The sequence below is a fragment of the Staphylococcus sp. HMSC061G12 genome, assembly GCF_001838465.1.
Lineage (GTDB): Bacteria > Bacillota > Bacilli > Staphylococcales > Staphylococcaceae > Staphylococcus > Staphylococcus simulans.
The window spans coordinates 96,626-110,927 of sequence record NZ_KV837157.1; the positions used below are offsets into that span (position 1 = coordinate 96,626).

Here is a 14,302-nt window from a genome sequence, read left to right on the forward strand (position 1 = left end):
CTCCTACAATAACCGCTCTACATCTATGACTTCTAAATCATCCATGTAGGCTTCCGGTTCATCATAAATTTTATTTCTCAAACTATCTTCCATAGCTTGTAAGTCAGTGTGTTTGTGAAATGTATCTTTGACTTTAGCTGTAAACGTCACTGTGCATTTGAATTGCATTTCTACATCGTCATTGTCGATATTCAATTAATCTACCTCCTCGAGTTCCATGATGATTTTAGCTTCATTACCGTATTGCTTTAAGGTTCTTACATCTACAATCTGGCCATCATCTTTCCACAAGTGCTTATTACCGGCATCTAAAACAGTTTTCATCAAATTATCTACATCAGGCTTTGTACGCTTATACTTACCGACCATTGCCAAACGTTTTTTCTTACTCCAGCTTTTAGGTGGTGTAAAAATAAATTTCAATGTTACAATCACGCTATTTTCCAACATAAGTTTAGGCATCTGCTTTTGTATAAAGTCTTTATGCGCTGTATAAGTTGCAGGCATATAGGTTTGTACATATTTTCCTCTATTCGCAAATCTCGGTCTTGGTGAAGCCATAGGTGCTTTATGTGTTTCATTGAATTTAATTTCTATCTCCATAAAACACCTCTATTTGACGCACACCGGGCGTATATGCTCTTTTCATCTGTTCCCTATCTATTTGTTTCTTTAATTTATAAGGGTCGCCGTTTGCTTTATCTATGTGGTACTGAGCATATACTGGACTACACCCTAATATTTCAATGATATTCTCTTTGGTTAACATCACCATGCATCTCGCTCCCTATAATCATCGCCGATAACATTTACTTTACGGCTTCCTTTTTTCATTCTTGAATTAATCCTATGCCAATGTACATTTTGATTAAGTTCCGACTCTTTAAAATTGGTAGTAAATATATTATTTTTATTCTGTCTATTGTTAACAATCGTGTATAGCTTTCCTAAATCATGATCACTATTGCTAACACCTATGTCATCCAACACTAATAAGTCTAAATTAATTAACTGCATTTTAAGTTCATCAAATGTTTCATAGGATTGATTGTTATATGTTGCTTTAATTCTATCCATCAAATCGGGTATCTGCATATATGCAACTTTATAACCTTTATTTTTAATTGCTTTTGCAATAGCATAAGCTAAATGTGATTTACCTGTACCATAGCTTCCTCTAAAAAGAATAGACTTCATCTTGTCTTTTTCCGTCGTAAAATTTTGAACATATTCTATTGCAGTTTTCTTGGCTTTTACTTGCGATTCATTGTTAGGAATATAGTTATTAACTGTTGCGTCTTTAATAGATGGATTAATTGTAGATTGATTGAATGAGTCGTCTATTTTACGTTGCTGTCTTTTTTTAGTAGCTTCTTTACCAGCTTCAATCATTGCGCAATCACAACCATGTCTAAATTCCTGACCATTGCTGAACTTGTAATAGTCATAAGTTCTGCCGCAACTTTCACATTTAAGTCCGTGTTCTTCTTCAACTATATTTTTCTTCAGTCTGCTTCCTTGCATAATATTTGAAAATGATTGCATTTTATTCCTCCCAATAACTAGGGTCGTATTTCATTCGTTCTAGTTGATCCATTCCGTTTGGTACTGTTTCTTGTGTAAAGTCATTTAAATAACTTTCTTGTCCTAGGAATGTTTTAGGGTACTTTTGATATTGTTTATTAGTAATTGTTTTCAGATATTCTCTAGTACCGTTCATGATAGTATCGAAGTCATGTTTTTTTAGTGCTGACTTGAATAGTGATGCAGCTTTCTTTTTGTCTAGTTTTTTATCATAAAGTTGCCACCACTCCTCAAATTGCTCACGCGTAACGTCAGTTGCGCTATTGTTATTTATACTTGTAGTATTATTATTTATAATATTATTACTTGTAATATTCTCTTTAACATTTGCGTCAATAGGGGTATTGACAGAATTATCAATAGGGGTATTGATTTTTGCGTCAATAGGTATTGATGATTGCGTCAATGGGTACATCTTTCTTTGCTTCACCTGGTTATCACTTTTGATTATTTCAATTTTTAAATAACCGTATTTATTAAGGTTTGATATTCTTCTTGATATTGTTTCTTTCACTACTTCATATAATCTTGCGAAGTAACTATTTGTTGCTGTACAATAGCCGAATTTGTTACTCAATGCTGTAATCTCTGCAAACAACAACTTTTCACTGTCAGTAAGTCTGTTATCGTATCGGACATTGGCAGTTATAATAGCGTAATAACTAGGTGTTTCAGTCATCCGCTTTTCCTCCTTTCAACATTTTGTTAAGCCGATCATCTACTGAAATCCAACTGTTTTCTAAATGATGTAATTTATCGAAGCTTTCAACGCCCATATTATGTTGGGATTGATGATGCTCTCTGCATAGCGCTAACACTTCATATCCGTAATGGTCCATTGTCTTACGGTTCTTTCCTCTGCCTATTGCATAATGATGTGCAAGGTCTGAATGAGGTTTACCGCATATAATACAGTTACGGTTAACTGTAGACCAGTACAAGAAAGATTTATCTTGTTTAAGCAGATCGCTTGTTTTATAAGCTAATGGAATGTTGTTATGAAATATCCAATCAAGTGTGACCTCTATAATTTGGTTTGCTTGGGTACGTGTACAGTCGCTTAATGAGAGGCGTTTTTCATACCCATAGAGGACTTCTACGTAATCCATGAACAAATACCTCATATAGTCTCGGGGTTGCCCTGTGTGGCTCTCTATGTCGTTACATAAGGCGAATATTTTCCTGCGTTGTTTATCGCTAATCAGAAAAGGATCTACTACCTTTACTTCGACTTCTACATCCATTCCATTATCCAGTAACAAGGTTTCTTTGTTGCCAAGTTTTACATTCTTGATGACGGCAGTAATTGTACCGTCATCTTCTTGAATGTAATTAGTGATTCTTTGCATTTAATCACCTCATCAGAAAGGTAAATCATCCGTATCCATATCAAAGTTGTTGCTATTATTGAATGGATTGTCGCTTTGAAGTGCCTTCTCTCTTTGCTGCACTTGGTTATTTGATTGGTTATTATTTGAAGGTTGTGTATTCTTAGGTTCTAGGAATTGCACACTGTCACACACAACTTCCGTAACAAATATTCTTTGTCCTTCCTTATTCTCATAGCTGCGTGATTGTAAGCGACCATCGATACCTGCTAAACTGCCTTTATTCAAATATTTATTGACGTTTTCTGCTTGTTTACGGAATACAACACAGTTGATAAAGTCCGCCTGTTGCTCTCCGTTTTTATCCTTAAAATTACGGTTGACCGCTAGTGTGAACATTGCTACGTCTAAACCGCTCGGGGTCGTTCTGAATTCTGGGTCTTTTGTTAAGCGACCTACTAATACGACTCTGTTAATCATTCTTCAATTCCTCCAAGCCATTTATTAATTTGTTGTCTTGTAAAGTTGATTTGTTGTTTGTTTAAATCATTTACGTTCATATTTTTTAATTTTGCTATCTGTTCTTGATATTTACTTGCAGCATTGCTTCTTTCAGCAATTTTGATAAAACTATCTGCTTCTTGTCTAAGCAACTCTTTCAATTGATTACTTGATGTTGCATACCTTTCTTGCTTTTGTTTAGCATCCGCATCATCCTCATCAGTAGGGATATTGAAGAACTTCATTAAAAAGTAACGTTCAGCATAAGTTAGTGCAGTACCATGTGCTTTAGAAACGTCATCTTGTTGTCCTACTGCAAAAAACGGAACTTCTAATTTTTCTTCTGGCTTATCTGCATTGATCCAAATGTAAGTTAGCTTTAACTTGACGATATGTTCTGTCTTTCCTTTTGCATTTTTAGTTTCAATTATTTCTTCATGCTCTGTATATGGAACAAGCAATAAATTATGTTCAATCATTTTACTTCTGATTCTGTGTAATACTTGCGAACCACTAACATATGAGTAGTTGTAGCCTTTTGTATCTTTAGTGAATCCATCTATATTAGCTTTAACATCAGCTATTTTCTGGAACAGGTTCATTTCTTGCGTCATATGCGACCTCCTCATATTCAGTTGTTTCAGTTACCGTCTTTTTTATCGCAGTGTGGTATGTCATATCTACTGCTGCATCTTCCATTCCGTTGAACTCTCTAGCGTCACTAAGGCTAGTTGAATATTTGATTGTAGTGTTTTGTTCAGTGGGTCTGTTTGTAACATATAGGTTGGTATCAGTAATCTTAATAAGATAGGTAACTGTTTGTTTAGGCATTGGAATTCACCTTTTTTCTGTCACTCAATATTTTTTCTATATTTGTTATGCATTGCTTTTTGTATTCTTCGCTATTATCGCTACCTACAATCACATGTTGGACGTCTAAGTCTTTTCTGTATGTGAGTACTAGTGTTTGCTTTTTATCATAATTAGAGTATTCGATCGTACCTTGTACATCGGACTCATCTAACATGTCGATAAATTTATGTGAATATTTTTTAAGGTCCATGTAGTACCTCCTGTAAAAATTTGTTATGATGTAAGGGGATTCATTTCATCTTTGACTGTTAGCAAATTTCGGTGCTAGCAGTCTTTTCTATAGCAATCATGCTTACTCATATTGTATGTCTCAAAAGTTATTGCTATATTATCCATATATGATTGACTCCCCTAATAATTTTGGTAATATATGGATATGAGTAATCTCATATCCTACCGACTGTTTGCTATTAACCACTAGCATTCAGTCTTTTTTTAATATTTGATTGTGAATAACGTAATATACTCTTCACCATCATCTACTACTTCACCTTCATCATTGAATATATCTACTTCGTAGTACCAGACTAAAAAGAACAGATATACCGCAAGTGACAGAAGTAAAGAAATCGCTGAAGATAGAATGAAATCTTGTGTTACAAATGTAAGAATAGTTGTGCTTACAAAACAAAATACATATGCTATCCAAAATGATTTATGCATTTTAATTACCTCCTACTTTATACGGTGATTTCTTTTAACTCTCGTATCTTTTCATCTGATAAATCACAATATGGAAACTTCTCTCTCACTAATTGAATAGGTGCTTTTCCACTAATTGCAATAAATCCTTCTTCCTTAAGTTCATTGTTCATCTCTCTTACAATAGAAGTTGCTTTACTTTTACTAACTCCTGCTAGAACTTGAATATCTTTTATAGTTAAATAGTTTATGATCATAAAGTGTCGTCTCCTTTCGTGTATAATGGTTGTTATCGCTACTGCGATGGATTGGGAGTGTTGATATGTCACTTTCTCCAAAACCAGGTCACTTTTACCGTAAAAAATCTTGGGAAGATTTAGATAAGATGTTGCAATCTCTCTTCAATGATGAGGATGTTCGAAATCCTAACGCGACTATAGATGTTAATGATTACATTATGTCTAAGAATGAGATTGTTGAAGAAGCCAAGAAAAACATGTGTAAAGTGACAGTAAATGGAGATTATATTACTTTCGAATAACTTTTAACTTTGTCATCTCAGAATCTAAGTAATTTAATCTGTTTTGTATTTCCTTAGCATTCCTAATCTCCTCCGCCAAGATGACGATTAGGAGTGCTATTTTAATTGCTTTGAGTTTGTTCATTTTTGTTTCCTCCTTTAATTTGTTCGCTCTATTGTTTGGTATAATCACCTGAGGAGGTGATTTCTATGTCTAAAGATGAGTTTTTTGACATTTATAGATCTAAGTTAGATTCAGCTATTAGCCAATATGAAAATGATTTCGAAACTAAACAATCCTATAATCATTTAATTGAAAACGAATTGCCTAATCTTGATGAACAAGTAAAATCATTTGTATTAAAACAATTAGTAACTCGTCATGTTGAACATGTTGCTTTAGTTGATCTGATTCAAGAACTAATTGTTGATGAGTAATTTATAGTTACTTCTTCATTTCAAAAGTATTCTATAGAGGTACCATTTTTATTTATGGATAATTTAATTCCATGACTTTTTCTTTTCAGCACTTTCTCTAATATCTTTGCAGCGATATATAAGAGGAGTGCTATTTTGATTGCTTTGAGTTTGTTCACTTTGTTTCCTCCTTAGTTCGTTCGATTATGGGATTTGTTCATAAATTTTCTGCTATACTCCTGTTAAGGGAGATGAGTTAATATGAAATTAAATCATGATTGTGTAAGGCTATTATTATTAGAAATTGAATCTAATAAGAGAATTGGAGAACCACTTACTGAACACAATTTCAAAGATAATATCGTCTTTAAAAAATATGGTTTTGATACGGTGATGTATTCACTGTTAAAACTGAATGAAGCTGAATATCTCAATGTTCAGTTACTTTGGGAATCTGGATCTGTTGAAAGCTTTTTAATCAATGATGTGACTTGGAAAGGCCATGAGTTCTTAGACAACATCCGAGACAATAATACTTGGAAAGAAGTTAAAAAAGTTGCAAATAAAACTTCTAGTATGTCTCTGACTCTATTGAGTAAGCTTGCCCTTCAATATCTAACCCAAAAATTTAATTTAACTTAAATTCCTTTCCATCTACTAATGCATAAAAATTATTTGTTAAATATGGATGTCTTTCTAAAATCTCTTCGATAACCCTTTCTTGAATCATCAAGTCATAACCTTCATTTACTTGAAGGTCTAATGGTCGTCTATTACCTCCTTCGTCATAGTAGTAATAGATGACTTTTTTGTTGTTTCCTTGCATTGTGTCTCACCTCCTTAAATTCCGCTCGATTGTGGGTTTTGTTCATAAATTTTCTGCTATACTCCTATTGAGGAGGTGATAGGGATGCTAACTAAAAACAGTAAATTTGTGATACTTCATCTTTACAAAATTTATTTAGATAGAATTGAAGATGGAGAATCTATTAATTCTGCATCTTATTTTGGTAGTGACGAAGTTTCTCATGGAAATTATTTTTTAGGTATGGATTTTGACACATATGTGTCGTCTGTCCACCAGATCGGCAGTCATGGTTACGCAATTGTTGCTGCAGGGGACGGTGGTTTTGCCGAAATGGCTTTATCCAATGAAGGAATCGCTTATTGTGAGAATGAAACTAACAAAAATTATTCCGTATTAATACAAGCTATTTCTGACCTAAAAAAACTAATAATCTAAAACCCAATCATCAGCTATTAAATCGTCTGCGCTAGGCTGCCACCTTGCGTAGGCGGTTTGTCCTTTGGTTTTATAATTTTTCGTCACAATCAAACATTGGTAATTGACCAAATTGGTTGGTAATATTCCGTATGCATTTTGATTATTGCGTCTTATAGCAACTCCTTTTTCCATTGCTAACTTTGTTGCTTCTTGAATGTTCACTTTGTTCCACCTCCTTTAATCCCGCTCGATTGTGGGTAGGATGTTGTTATCTTTAAGTAAGTCATAAATAAACAGTCTGCCCTTTTGCGTCCATTTAGTGTTCATACGTACTGATGTGCTACCGTCTTTATGCTCGATTTCTGTAGTTGATGAATGCGTATAGCCTTTATCGTGTAGGTTTGAATAAAGTAACCATTGTCCCGATTGTTTGTACTGTACTTTCAATTCATGCAGCAACTTGTTTAGTGCTTGAGCTGACATACCATAGTCCTTTGCAATCTGACCTACTGTCACTAAACTTTTGTTGTTTAAAATAGTGTCTAAGTAAGATGCTTTAGGTTCATATTCAGCAATCTTTTGCTTCTGCATATTATTTTCAAGTTGTAACTGTTGTTTCTCTTTCTGCTCTTCAATCCACAATTCAGCACGCTTAACTGGATCATCTATCATATAACTTGCGATAGGTTGTGCGATTTGTCGTTCCATTTCATTAAACTTATTAATGTACGCCATTTTAAAATCGTTGTGACCTTGAATATTGAACATATATAAAATGAAACCGTCTTTAGTTAAGAGATATTCCTTCTGTTTTCGTCCACGTGAATCTTTATAGTTACTAGGAACAATTAATGTCCCCACATTTGGGGATAATAAAATATTCTCCAAATCTCTTTTTACATGATCATGTCTTCTCTTTAATTCATTAGCTACTACCCGACTAGAAACGACTGCTCCTAATTCCGAGTTGTTTTCAATTTGTATTACTTGTAATGCTTGCATAATGTTTATGCTCCTTTCATGTATAATATTGTTATCAACCTAAGGAGGTGGATAAATTATGAAAAATTATTATCATCTTTTAACTTTTTATGATGATGTAGCTGAAAAATCTGCTAATAGCTTTCTTAAAGATGGTTGGGAACTTGTTCACGTTGGCACAAAATTGATTGATATTTTGGATAACGGACAAGCTTATTACAATACTGAATATGTTCTTGGCGGAACTAAGGAACAGTATGAAAAGTACATTGCTGATTCTGAAAAAGCTAATAAGAATTTTTTTAGTCAATTCCAATCTAACGACGATGATTAGCTAGATAATGTTGTTCTCTATCTATTAGGTAGAGAACTTCTTTTATTTCTACGTATGAAAGTTTGGCGTTTTTAATTCCTTCGTTTAAATCTTTTTTTAGTAGCTTTTGTTCATCGTTGAGTGAATCATTCATTGCATTAATACTATGAATCTGTGGGTACGCTGTTCTTTTAAGTCCTTGCATGTGATTTCCTCCTTTAAGTTGTTTGTGATTCTTTTTCTTTAAATCTCAATCGCTGATAATCTAACGTCATTAATAAATTGAATTGCTAGATCTACATCTTTACGTTTGATGTGATTATTAGGTGCGTTACCTTTCATGCCTAAGTGTTTTTTAGTCAGTACGAGTAATTTGCGTTTGGCTTTGCCTATATGAAACTTCTCTTGTTCTTCTGCTTTTTTATAAGCGATCGCTTGCTCGTACACATCACCGATAGTATCTATTGTCATTTGCAACCCTTGATATTTAAGTGTTTCTTCCGCTTTATCCTTAACAGCATATTTGATTGCTAATAAATCTTGTGGCGTTACATATTCGCCTTCAAATTTGTTGTTGAGTTCATCTAATTTCTTATTGCTTACTTGTCCTGTTGAAATTAAATAATCAAGTTTGTCACTTACTAACTGTTCAATGAGTTGGTTCATATCCTCTAATGAAGTAATTCCATAAGCGCTTGCTAATTGATTATGTTGTCTTTCTACTTTGATGAAGTAACCTCTGATTTTTCTTCCGATTTCACTACGTTGTATCATCGAAATTTCCTTTGCCATGTCGAGTGTCATGATGTGGTCATCGGTAAGCTTGTAGCCACCATTTGCAATTGGACTTTTTTGTCTGTTTGTAATGTAATCAATGTTTTCTTCAAATCCATAAGCAATCATTCTGTTCATCCATTTTGGATACGGAGTTTTAATTTTTAGTCCTTTGTGTAATTCACGTCCACTTACTGCGACTGTTCCATCTTCATTTCGCTTCAAATTAAAAAGTTGTTGAATTTCGTTCATTAATTCTTCACCTCTTCTTTAATTTCTAAAATTTTTGCAATACGTTTCTTTTGCTCAAATGCATCTCTGCGTCCACGCAAGATGTCAGATAAATAAGCACTTGAAATACCTAACATATCTGCAAGTTGTTTATTCGTGATGTTACGTTTAAGTAATTCCATTCTTACTTTCATACCAAATTCTGTTGTTGCCATAATTTTCACTTCCTTTTGGATAATGTTATTGGATAAATATTGAATTTGATTATCCAATGTGCTAATATATAAGCATAGCTAAATAAGACATAACAAAGTACTGTTACATCAACGTTCCCCAACGTTACTAGCTTTGTGTTTTTTATTGGCTTAACAATTAGCGTAACCATAGTATATTATCTTATTGGATAATTTTCAAACACAAAATATCTTTTTGGATAATTATTTTGGTTTAACAAGGAGAAAAACGATGGATATAGTTCAAAAAATTAGATTTTTATGTCAACAACAAGGGATCACGGTTGCAGAATTAGAAAGAAGAATCGGATTATCTAACGGACAAATAAGTAAGTGGAGAAAGCAAGTTCCTGGAATTAATAAAGTACAACTTGTAGCCGACTACTTCGATGTATCTGTTGACTACTTATTAGGTAGAGAAAAAGATGAATACACTGGCGAGCAAGAAGACGAAGAAATTCGTATTATGCATCGTGGTGTAAAAAATATGACTAAAGAAGAGAGAGAAAAAGCACTAAAAATGTTTGAAACTTTCTTTGATAATTGGGATGAATACACTAAAGACAAGTAAGGGGATTTTATTGTGCATTTTATTTATCAAAATTCATTTTTAAAAGCAGCGCGTGCTGTAAACGCCGTAATTGAAACTAACTATATAGATGAATTCCCTTTACCCATTAAAGAAATTATTGAAAATGATAGTAATGTGGAATTATTTACTTTCAAAGAATTTTGCAACATGACTGGTTATACATTGAAAGAATTACTAACCTATGGTGGTTCTGATGAAGCTTTTCATATTAAGAAAGGCAGTAAGTTTGCCATTATTTACAATGAAAATGTTTATAATAGAAGATTACGTTTTACGTTAGCTCATGAATATGGGCATTATATTATGCAACATGACGGTATGAGTTATAAGAGCACACCTATTTTTCATGACGCTCAACGCACTCGTATTGAGGAATATGAAGCAAATTCCTTTGCCTCTTGTTTGTTATTCCCTCTGGATATTCGATACAAATATCGTAATGTATTAAATATAGGTGATGTAGCAGATATGTTCAAAATAAGTTATCAAGCTGCAAAAGTAGCGTTAGACATCTTTGATGAACATATGGATAGTGGTTTAGAAGAACACATATCTATGTTTGAACATAGGCACATGGAAACGTATATATCATTTCTCGATGAAATGCTCGGCGAACAATTAGAAGAGTATAACCAAATAATGAGGGCTGAATACGGATATTAACCCCCCTCCACTCTGGGGGATTTGGTATAAAAGAAGACGTCTGCATAAGTAGACATAAAGGGGGAAACAAACATGAAAATTAAAAATTATTCATTAACTTATGACAATTATAGGGATCTCGTTACCATTTATGCTGAGACAGAGTCAGGTATACCTTTCAGCTATGTATTTAGTGACGACCAAACAGTTAGAGAAATAAGAGAGAAGTTAATAGAAATAGCTAATAAATTAGAGCAAAATAAACAAGGAGCGTAGTGTATGTAATACAAAAAACCTCAACTACTAATGATATTAATAGCCGAGGTTTTGCAGTCTACTTTCCAAAAAAATGGGTGTTGTTTATAAACTTAATTTGGGATTGGATTAATTATACCAAAATCAATTTAAAAATACCAGCTTCTATATAGCGTAGGAGCAAAAGAAGCTGGTATCAATTTTAGTAAATAGAGGTTGTTTCACTTTTTGTAAATAGAGGGGTTTTCTCTGCGGTTTCAACCGCATATTTATTTTAACACATTATAGATATTTATAAGAATAAAAAGGAATGATCAAAATGAAATTTAACGATTGGCTTATTAAAGTAAAGTATGACGGAGAACACGAAGTTCTTACAAACGAGAACACCCTAGTAATTATCGACCAAGACGACGATGTTGCGTTGTATGTAAGAGATAATGGCGGAGTGTTAAAAGTAAACAAAATAAATTACAATAGCGACTTTTATATCGACGCTGACAATAAAGTTTTGAAACTTGAAATTCACAATACTGTTTATGATGAATTGTAAAATTATTTCCACTTAAGAAATCAATAGCTTTAGGGTACACCACCGTACCCTTATTATTTTTTACCTTTTTTGAGGAGGAATGAGTAAAAATGCCAGTATATAAAGACGATAGTACAAACAAATGGTATTTTTCTATCAGATATAAAGATGTTTACGGTAATAACAAGCGTAAAATGAAACGAGGTTACAGTACTAAAAGAGAAGCTAAATATGCAGAAGCTGCGTTTTTAAATGATATTAATGAGGATTATAGCGATTCGAATACCTTCCACTATGTGTTCATGCATTATTTAGAGCATAGCGACTTAAGACCTAAAACTAAAAAACGTAAAATCAATGAATATAACAGACACTTTAAAAATAAGTTCGGTCATATTAATATGAATAAAATTACGCAGAACCAGTGTCAAGAGTTTCGAAAATATTTAATGGATAATATTCCTTCCACTAACACCGCACGCACAATATGGTCTGGGTTCAAAGTAGTTATCAACTACGCTAAAAAATATTTCGGCTTGCGTATAGATCCTACTATCTCAATCAAACCGATTCCACGTGTTAAACCTAAACCAAAGTATATGTTAAGAGAAGAATTTGATGAGCGTGTAAAAGAAGTGGAAGAACAAGATTATCAAGAATTATTTAAGTTGATGTTTTATACCGGGTTGCGCATTGGAGAAGCAATGGCATTAGTATGGACAGACTTTAATAAATATAAAAGAGAGATATCCATAGACAAAACTATGGACATCTCTAATCGAACTATATATCCCAGAGCTAAAACTGAAAGCTCTGAAGATATTGTCCCCTTACCTAAATTTATTAACCAAATGTTAGCTGATCGCTACCAACGTGAAAAAGCAGCTAACAAATATTTTGATGAACGTAGCTATTTTATTTTTGGTGGTATTGCACCTAAACATTATAGTCATGTTCATAAAAAATTTCAAAAGGCTTTCCCACATTATAATATTCACACGCTGAGACATTCTTATGCATCATACCTTGCGAATAATGGTGTAGATATTTTCGTTTTACAGTCACTCATGAGACACGCTCAAATCACTGAAACGATGGGCACTTATAGCCATTTATACACCCAGAAAAAGCATGATGCGATAGCCATTTTTGATGAGTAAATGGTATCAAAATGGTATCAATAGCCATTTTCCGACTATAAGAATCACACAACCACGCGGTTTACAGCTATCCAATACTACCTTCCATTTCGAATTTGATTAGACGGTTCATTTCAACGGCATATTCCATTGGTAGTTCTTTTGTGAATGGTTCGATGAAGCCCATTACAATCATTTCAGTTGCTTCTTCTTCTGAAATACCACGGCTCATCAAGTAGAAGAGTTGCTCTTCTGATACTTTAGATACTTTCGCTTCGTGTTCTAATGAAATGTCATCGTTCATAATTTCATTATAAGGAATCGTATCTGAAGTTGATTTGTTATCTAAGATTAACGTATCGCATTCGATGTTTGAACGTGCACGTTTAGCTTTACGTCCAAATTTAACGATACCACGGTAAACAACTTTACCGCCATCTTTTGAGATAGATTTTGAGACGATAGTTGAAGATGTGTTTGGTGCTAAGTGAATCATTTTCGCACCCGCATCTTGAACTTGTCCTTTACCAGCTAATGCGATTGAAAGTGTACTTCCTTTCGCACCTTCACCAGCTAATACACAGTTAGGGTATTTCATAGTCAACTTAGAACCTAAGTTACCGTCAACCCATTCCATGTTACCATTCTCATGAACTAAAGTACGTTTTGTAACTAAGTTATAAACGTTGTTAGCCCAGTTTTGAATTGTAGTATAACGAACGTGTGCATCTTTGTGTACAATGATTTCAACTACAGCTGAGTGTAGTGAGTTTGTAGTGTACACAGGTGCTGTACAACCTTCAACGTAGTGCACTGAAGCACCTTCATCAGCGATGATTAAAGTACGTTCGAATTGACCCATGTTTTCTGAGTTAATACGGAAGTATGCTTGTAGTGGTGTATCTAATTTAATATTCTTAGGAATATAAATGAATGAACCACCTGACCATACTGCTGAGTTCAATGCTGCGAATTTGTTATCTGCAGCTGGAACTACTGAAGCGAAGTATTCTTTGAATAATTCTTCGTTTTCACGTAATGCAGAGTCAGTGTCTTTGAAGACAACACCTTTCTCTTCTAATTCAGCTTCCATGTTTTGGTAAACAACTTCTGATTCATATTGTGCAGAAACCCCAGCAAGATATTTTTGCTCTGCTTCAGGAATACCTAAACGGTCGAAAGTACGTTTGATTTCTTCAGGTACTTCGTCCCATGAACGTTCTGCTTGTTCAGAAGGTTTTACATAGTAAGTGATATCGTCAAAGTTTAACTCTGACAAGTCGCCGCCCCATTGTGGCATTGGCATTTTATAGAATAACTCTAAAGATTTTAGACGGAAGTCTAACATCCATTGAGGTTCTTCTTTCATTTTTGAAATCTCAGTTACGATATTTTCTGTTAATCCGCGTTCTGATCTGAAAATGGACACATCATCGTCGTGGAAACCATATTTGTAATCCCCAACATCAGGTGCTTTTTTAGCCATTTCAATCACTCCTTTTATATAATCAACACGATAC

At 33.8% G+C, this 14,302-nt stretch carries 31 protein-coding genes; 10 read left to right on the plus strand and 21 right to left on the minus strand.

Annotation, left to right across the window (positions count from 1 at the left end; genetic code table 11):
* Positions 1-3 precede the first annotated feature (3 nt).
* The 12 genes from HMPREF2937_RS11380 to HMPREF2937_RS11435 form a co-directional block, all read right to left on the minus strand.
* Entirely contained in the window at positions 4-195 is a 192-nt protein-coding gene (locus tag HMPREF2937_RS11380) for a hypothetical protein (RefSeq protein WP_070864607.1), read from the minus strand.
* A complete protein-coding gene (locus HMPREF2937_RS11385; protein WP_070864608.1) occupies positions 196-603 on the minus strand; it encodes a RusA family crossover junction endodeoxyribonuclease in 408 nt (135 codons plus the stop codon). It lies immediately after the preceding gene.
* The gene (locus HMPREF2937_RS11390; protein ID WP_070864609.1) at positions 587-775 is read right to left on the minus strand and encodes a hypothetical protein; all 189 of its coding nucleotides are present in this window, start codon (positions 773-775) and stop codon (positions 587-589) included. Before HMPREF2937_RS11390 ends, HMPREF2937_RS11385 begins: the two co-directional genes overlap by 17 nt.
* Positions 769-1,545 carry an ATP-binding protein gene (locus HMPREF2937_RS11395; RefSeq protein WP_070864610.1) on the minus strand — a complete coding sequence of 259 codons (777 nt, stop codon included), beginning with the start codon at positions 1,543-1,545 and terminating at the stop codon, positions 769-771. The genes HMPREF2937_RS11390 and HMPREF2937_RS11395 overlap by 7 nt, the downstream gene beginning before the upstream one ends.
* Before the next feature lies 1 nt (position 1,546).
* Positions 1,547-2,263 (minus strand): helix-turn-helix domain-containing protein, encoded by a 717-nt coding sequence (locus HMPREF2937_RS11400; protein ID WP_070864611.1) that lies wholly within the window; start codon positions 2,261-2,263, stop codon positions 1,547-1,549.
* Positions 2,256-2,933, minus strand: coding sequence for a putative HNHc nuclease (locus HMPREF2937_RS11405; protein WP_070864612.1), 678 nt, complete (start codon positions 2,931-2,933; stop codon positions 2,256-2,258). The genes HMPREF2937_RS11400 and HMPREF2937_RS11405 overlap by 8 nt, the downstream gene beginning before the upstream one ends.
* A 12-nt stretch (positions 2,934-2,945) precedes the next feature.
* Positions 2,946-3,392 carry a single-stranded DNA-binding protein gene (ssb, locus tag HMPREF2937_RS11410; RefSeq protein WP_070864613.1) on the minus strand — a complete coding sequence of 149 codons (447 nt, stop codon included), beginning with the start codon at positions 3,390-3,392 and terminating at the stop codon, positions 2,946-2,948.
* On the minus strand, positions 3,389-4,027 hold the full coding sequence (locus HMPREF2937_RS11415) for an ERF family protein (RefSeq protein ID WP_070864614.1): 639 nt from the start codon (positions 4,025-4,027) through the stop codon (positions 3,389-3,391). Before HMPREF2937_RS11415 ends, ssb begins: the two co-directional genes overlap by 4 nt.
* Positions 3,990-4,244, minus strand: a complete 255-nt coding sequence (locus HMPREF2937_RS11420; RefSeq protein WP_070864615.1) for a DUF2483 family protein — start codon at positions 4,242-4,244, stop codon at positions 3,990-3,992. The genes HMPREF2937_RS11415 and HMPREF2937_RS11420 overlap by 38 nt, the downstream gene beginning before the upstream one ends.
* Positions 4,237-4,476, minus strand: a complete 240-nt coding sequence (locus HMPREF2937_RS11425) for a hypothetical protein (RefSeq protein ID WP_070864616.1) — start codon at positions 4,474-4,476, stop codon at positions 4,237-4,239. Before HMPREF2937_RS11425 ends, HMPREF2937_RS11420 begins: the two co-directional genes overlap by 8 nt.
* Before the next feature lie 245 nt (positions 4,477-4,721).
* Positions 4,722-4,949: a hypothetical protein gene (locus tag HMPREF2937_RS11430; RefSeq protein ID WP_060804183.1), complete on the minus strand. Its 228-nt coding sequence runs from the start codon at positions 4,947-4,949 to the stop codon at positions 4,722-4,724.
* A 17-nt stretch (positions 4,950-4,966) separates the two neighbouring features.
* Positions 4,967-5,185, minus strand: coding sequence for a hypothetical protein (locus tag HMPREF2937_RS11435; protein ID WP_057510828.1), 219 nt, complete (start codon positions 5,183-5,185; stop codon positions 4,967-4,969).
* Between the two features lie 65 nt (positions 5,186-5,250).
* Between HMPREF2937_RS11435 and HMPREF2937_RS11440 the strand changes: the two genes are divergently transcribed.
* Positions 5,251-5,469 carry a hypothetical protein gene (locus HMPREF2937_RS11440; RefSeq protein WP_070864617.1) on the plus strand — a complete coding sequence of 73 codons (219 nt, stop codon included), beginning with the start codon at positions 5,251-5,253 and terminating at the stop codon, positions 5,467-5,469.
* On the opposite strand, the gene HMPREF2937_RS13840 is transcribed toward HMPREF2937_RS11440, so the two are convergent.
* Positions 5,456-5,593, minus strand: a complete 138-nt coding sequence (locus tag HMPREF2937_RS13840; RefSeq protein WP_180364650.1) for a hypothetical protein — start codon at positions 5,591-5,593, stop codon at positions 5,456-5,458. The genes HMPREF2937_RS11440 and HMPREF2937_RS13840 overlap by 14 nt on opposite strands.
* Positions 5,594-5,658: 65 nt before the next feature.
* Between HMPREF2937_RS13840 and HMPREF2937_RS11445 the strand changes: the two genes are divergently transcribed.
* A complete protein-coding gene (locus HMPREF2937_RS11445; protein WP_070684121.1) occupies positions 5,659-5,886 on the plus strand; it encodes a hypothetical protein in 228 nt (75 codons plus the stop codon).
* A gap of 20 nt (positions 5,887-5,906) precedes the next feature.
* Here the strand turns inward: HMPREF2937_RS11445 and HMPREF2937_RS13845 are convergent, their stop codons facing one another.
* A complete protein-coding gene (locus HMPREF2937_RS13845) occupies positions 5,907-6,044 on the minus strand; it encodes a hypothetical protein (protein WP_180364651.1) in 138 nt (45 codons plus the stop codon).
* 82 nt (positions 6,045-6,126) lie between these two features.
* Between HMPREF2937_RS13845 and HMPREF2937_RS11450 the strand changes: the two genes are divergently transcribed.
* On the plus strand, positions 6,127-6,507 hold the full coding sequence (locus HMPREF2937_RS11450) for a DUF2513 domain-containing protein (protein WP_070864618.1): 381 nt from the start codon (positions 6,127-6,129) through the stop codon (positions 6,505-6,507).
* Here the strand turns inward: HMPREF2937_RS11450 and HMPREF2937_RS11455 are convergent.
* Positions 6,494-6,691, minus strand: coding sequence for a hypothetical protein (locus HMPREF2937_RS11455; protein WP_070864619.1), 198 nt, complete (start codon positions 6,689-6,691; stop codon positions 6,494-6,496). The genes HMPREF2937_RS11450 and HMPREF2937_RS11455 overlap by 14 nt on opposite strands.
* 84 nt (positions 6,692-6,775) lie before the next feature.
* Here HMPREF2937_RS11455 and HMPREF2937_RS11460 point away from each other — a divergent pair, with 84 nt between their 5' ends.
* Positions 6,776-7,108 (plus strand): hypothetical protein, encoded by a 333-nt coding sequence (locus HMPREF2937_RS11460; RefSeq protein WP_070864620.1) that lies wholly within the window; start codon positions 6,776-6,778, stop codon positions 7,106-7,108.
* Here the strand turns inward: HMPREF2937_RS11460 and HMPREF2937_RS11465 are convergent.
* Positions 7,097-7,312, minus strand: a complete 216-nt coding sequence (locus HMPREF2937_RS11465; protein ID WP_070864621.1) for a Thoeris anti-defense Tad2 family protein — start codon at positions 7,310-7,312, stop codon at positions 7,097-7,099. The genes HMPREF2937_RS11460 and HMPREF2937_RS11465 overlap by 12 nt on opposite strands.
* Positions 7,313-7,327: 15 nt before the next feature.
* Positions 7,328-8,092, minus strand: a complete 765-nt coding sequence (locus tag HMPREF2937_RS11470) for a phage antirepressor KilAC domain-containing protein (RefSeq protein WP_070864622.1) — start codon at positions 8,090-8,092, stop codon at positions 7,328-7,330.
* 58 nt (positions 8,093-8,150) lie between these two features.
* On the opposite strand from HMPREF2937_RS11470, the gene HMPREF2937_RS11475 reads away from it, so the two are divergent.
* Entirely contained in the window at positions 8,151-8,405 is a 255-nt protein-coding gene (locus HMPREF2937_RS11475) for a hypothetical protein (protein WP_070864623.1), read from the plus strand.
* Here HMPREF2937_RS11475 and HMPREF2937_RS11480 read toward each other — a convergent pair.
* From HMPREF2937_RS11480 to HMPREF2937_RS11490, 3 genes are read right to left on the minus strand one after another with little or no spacing between them, the layout of a single operon-like run.
* On the minus strand, positions 8,389-8,589 hold the full coding sequence (locus HMPREF2937_RS11480; protein WP_070864624.1) for a hypothetical protein: 201 nt from the start codon (positions 8,587-8,589) through the stop codon (positions 8,389-8,391). The two genes, HMPREF2937_RS11475 and HMPREF2937_RS11480, sit on opposite strands and share 17 nt — an antisense overlap.
* A 38-nt stretch (positions 8,590-8,627) precedes the next feature.
* Entirely contained in the window at positions 8,628-9,410 is a 783-nt protein-coding gene (locus HMPREF2937_RS11485) for an antA/AntB antirepressor family protein (RefSeq protein ID WP_070864625.1), read from the minus strand.
* Entirely contained in the window at positions 9,410-9,604 is a 195-nt protein-coding gene (locus HMPREF2937_RS11490; RefSeq protein WP_053018059.1) for a helix-turn-helix domain-containing protein, read from the minus strand. The genes HMPREF2937_RS11485 and HMPREF2937_RS11490 overlap by 1 nt, the downstream gene beginning before the upstream one ends.
* A 250-nt stretch (positions 9,605-9,854) precedes the next feature.
* On the opposite strand from HMPREF2937_RS11490, the gene HMPREF2937_RS11495 reads away from it, so the two are divergent.
* From HMPREF2937_RS11495 to HMPREF2937_RS11515, 5 genes are all read left to right on the plus strand, one after another.
* Positions 9,855-10,193 (plus strand): helix-turn-helix domain-containing protein, encoded by a 339-nt coding sequence (locus tag HMPREF2937_RS11495; RefSeq protein WP_070864626.1) that lies wholly within the window; start codon positions 9,855-9,857, stop codon positions 10,191-10,193.
* Between the two features lie 12 nt (positions 10,194-10,205).
* On the plus strand, positions 10,206-10,877 hold the full coding sequence (locus HMPREF2937_RS11500; RefSeq protein WP_070864627.1) for an ImmA/IrrE family metallo-endopeptidase: 672 nt from the start codon (positions 10,206-10,208) through the stop codon (positions 10,875-10,877).
* Positions 10,878-10,949: 72 nt separating this feature from the next.
* Complete coding sequence (locus HMPREF2937_RS11505) at positions 10,950-11,132, plus strand: hypothetical protein (RefSeq protein WP_070864628.1); 183 nt, start codon at positions 10,950-10,952, stop codon at positions 11,130-11,132.
* 298 nt (positions 11,133-11,430) lie between these two features.
* Complete coding sequence (locus HMPREF2937_RS11510) at positions 11,431-11,664, plus strand: hypothetical protein (RefSeq protein ID WP_070864629.1); 234 nt, start codon at positions 11,431-11,433, stop codon at positions 11,662-11,664.
* An 89-nt stretch (positions 11,665-11,753) separates the two neighbouring features.
* Positions 11,754-12,803: a site-specific integrase gene (locus HMPREF2937_RS11515; protein ID WP_070864630.1), complete on the plus strand. Its 1,050-nt coding sequence runs from the start codon at positions 11,754-11,756 to the stop codon at positions 12,801-12,803.
* Positions 12,804-12,870: 67 nt separating this feature from the next.
* Here HMPREF2937_RS11515 and sufB read toward each other — a convergent pair whose 3' ends face one another.
* Positions 12,871-14,268, minus strand: a complete 1,398-nt coding sequence (gene sufB, locus HMPREF2937_RS11520; protein WP_002481616.1) for a Fe-S cluster assembly protein SufB — start codon at positions 14,266-14,268, stop codon at positions 12,871-12,873.
* Positions 14,269-14,302: the final 34 nt, after the last annotated feature.

Excerpts from the sequence above, each read along its gene's own strand:
- HMPREF2937_RS11385 (WP_070864608.1), bottom strand. The coding sequence starts at position 603 with ATGGAGATAGAAATTAAATTCAATGAAACACATAAAGCACCTATGGCT.
- HMPREF2937_RS11390 (WP_070864609.1), bottom strand. The coding sequence starts at position 775 with ATGGTGATGTTAACCAAAGAGAATATCATTGAAATATTAGGGTGTAGT.
- HMPREF2937_RS11395 (WP_070864610.1), bottom strand. The coding sequence starts at position 1,545 with ATGCAATCATTTTCAAATATTATGCAAGGAAGCAGACTGAAGAAAAAT.
- HMPREF2937_RS11400 (WP_070864611.1), bottom strand. The coding sequence starts at position 2,263 with ATGACTGAAACACCTAGTTATTACGCTATTATAACTGCCAATGTCCGA.
- HMPREF2937_RS11405 (WP_070864612.1), bottom strand. The coding sequence starts at position 2,933 with ATGCAAAGAATCACTAATTACATTCAAGAAGATGACGGTACAATTACT.
- ssb (WP_070864613.1), bottom strand. The coding sequence starts at position 3,392 with ATGATTAACAGAGTCGTATTAGTAGGTCGCTTAACAAAAGACCCAGAA.
- HMPREF2937_RS11415 (WP_070864614.1), bottom strand. The coding sequence starts at position 4,027 with ATGACGCAAGAAATGAACCTGTTCCAGAAAATAGCTGATGTTAAAGCT.
- HMPREF2937_RS11420 (WP_070864615.1), bottom strand. The coding sequence starts at position 4,244 with ATGCCTAAACAAACAGTTACCTATCTTATTAAGATTACTGATACCAAC.
- HMPREF2937_RS11425 (WP_070864616.1), bottom strand. The coding sequence starts at position 4,476 with ATGGACCTTAAAAAATATTCACATAAATTTATCGACATGTTAGATGAG.
- HMPREF2937_RS11430 (WP_060804183.1), bottom strand. The coding sequence starts at position 4,949 with ATGCATAAATCATTTTGGATAGCATATGTATTTTGTTTTGTAAGCACA.
- HMPREF2937_RS11435 (WP_057510828.1), bottom strand. The coding sequence starts at position 5,185 with ATGATCATAAACTATTTAACTATAAAAGATATTCAAGTTCTAGCAGGA.
- HMPREF2937_RS11440 (WP_070864617.1), top strand. The coding sequence starts at position 5,251 with ATGTCACTTTCTCCAAAACCAGGTCACTTTTACCGTAAAAAATCTTGG.
- HMPREF2937_RS13840 (WP_180364650.1), bottom strand. The coding sequence starts at position 5,593 with ATGAACAAACTCAAAGCAATTAAAATAGCACTCCTAATCGTCATCTTG.
- HMPREF2937_RS11445 (WP_070684121.1), top strand. The coding sequence starts at position 5,659 with ATGTCTAAAGATGAGTTTTTTGACATTTATAGATCTAAGTTAGATTCA.
- HMPREF2937_RS11450 (WP_070864618.1), top strand. The coding sequence starts at position 6,127 with ATGAAATTAAATCATGATTGTGTAAGGCTATTATTATTAGAAATTGAA.
- HMPREF2937_RS11455 (WP_070864619.1), bottom strand. The coding sequence starts at position 6,691 with ATGCAAGGAAACAACAAAAAAGTCATCTATTACTACTATGACGAAGGA.
- HMPREF2937_RS11460 (WP_070864620.1), top strand. The coding sequence starts at position 6,776 with ATGCTAACTAAAAACAGTAAATTTGTGATACTTCATCTTTACAAAATT.
- HMPREF2937_RS11470 (WP_070864622.1), bottom strand. The coding sequence starts at position 8,092 with ATGCAAGCATTACAAGTAATACAAATTGAAAACAACTCGGAATTAGGA.
- HMPREF2937_RS11475 (WP_070864623.1), top strand. The coding sequence starts at position 8,151 with ATGAAAAATTATTATCATCTTTTAACTTTTTATGATGATGTAGCTGAA.
- HMPREF2937_RS11480 (WP_070864624.1), bottom strand. The coding sequence starts at position 8,589 with ATGCAAGGACTTAAAAGAACAGCGTACCCACAGATTCATAGTATTAAT.
- HMPREF2937_RS11485 (WP_070864625.1), bottom strand. The coding sequence starts at position 9,410 with ATGAACGAAATTCAACAACTTTTTAATTTGAAGCGAAATGAAGATGGA.
- HMPREF2937_RS11490 (WP_053018059.1), bottom strand. The coding sequence starts at position 9,604 with ATGGCAACAACAGAATTTGGTATGAAAGTAAGAATGGAATTACTTAAA.
- HMPREF2937_RS11495 (WP_070864626.1), top strand. The coding sequence starts at position 9,855 with ATGGATATAGTTCAAAAAATTAGATTTTTATGTCAACAACAAGGGATC.
- HMPREF2937_RS11505 (WP_070864628.1), top strand. The coding sequence starts at position 10,950 with ATGAAAATTAAAAATTATTCATTAACTTATGACAATTATAGGGATCTC.
- HMPREF2937_RS11510 (WP_070864629.1), top strand. The coding sequence starts at position 11,431 with ATGAAATTTAACGATTGGCTTATTAAAGTAAAGTATGACGGAGAACAC.
- HMPREF2937_RS11515 (WP_070864630.1), top strand. The coding sequence starts at position 11,754 with ATGCCAGTATATAAAGACGATAGTACAAACAAATGGTATTTTTCTATC.
- sufB (WP_002481616.1), bottom strand. The coding sequence starts at position 14,268 with ATGGCTAAAAAAGCACCTGATGTTGGGGATTACAAATATGGTTTCCAC.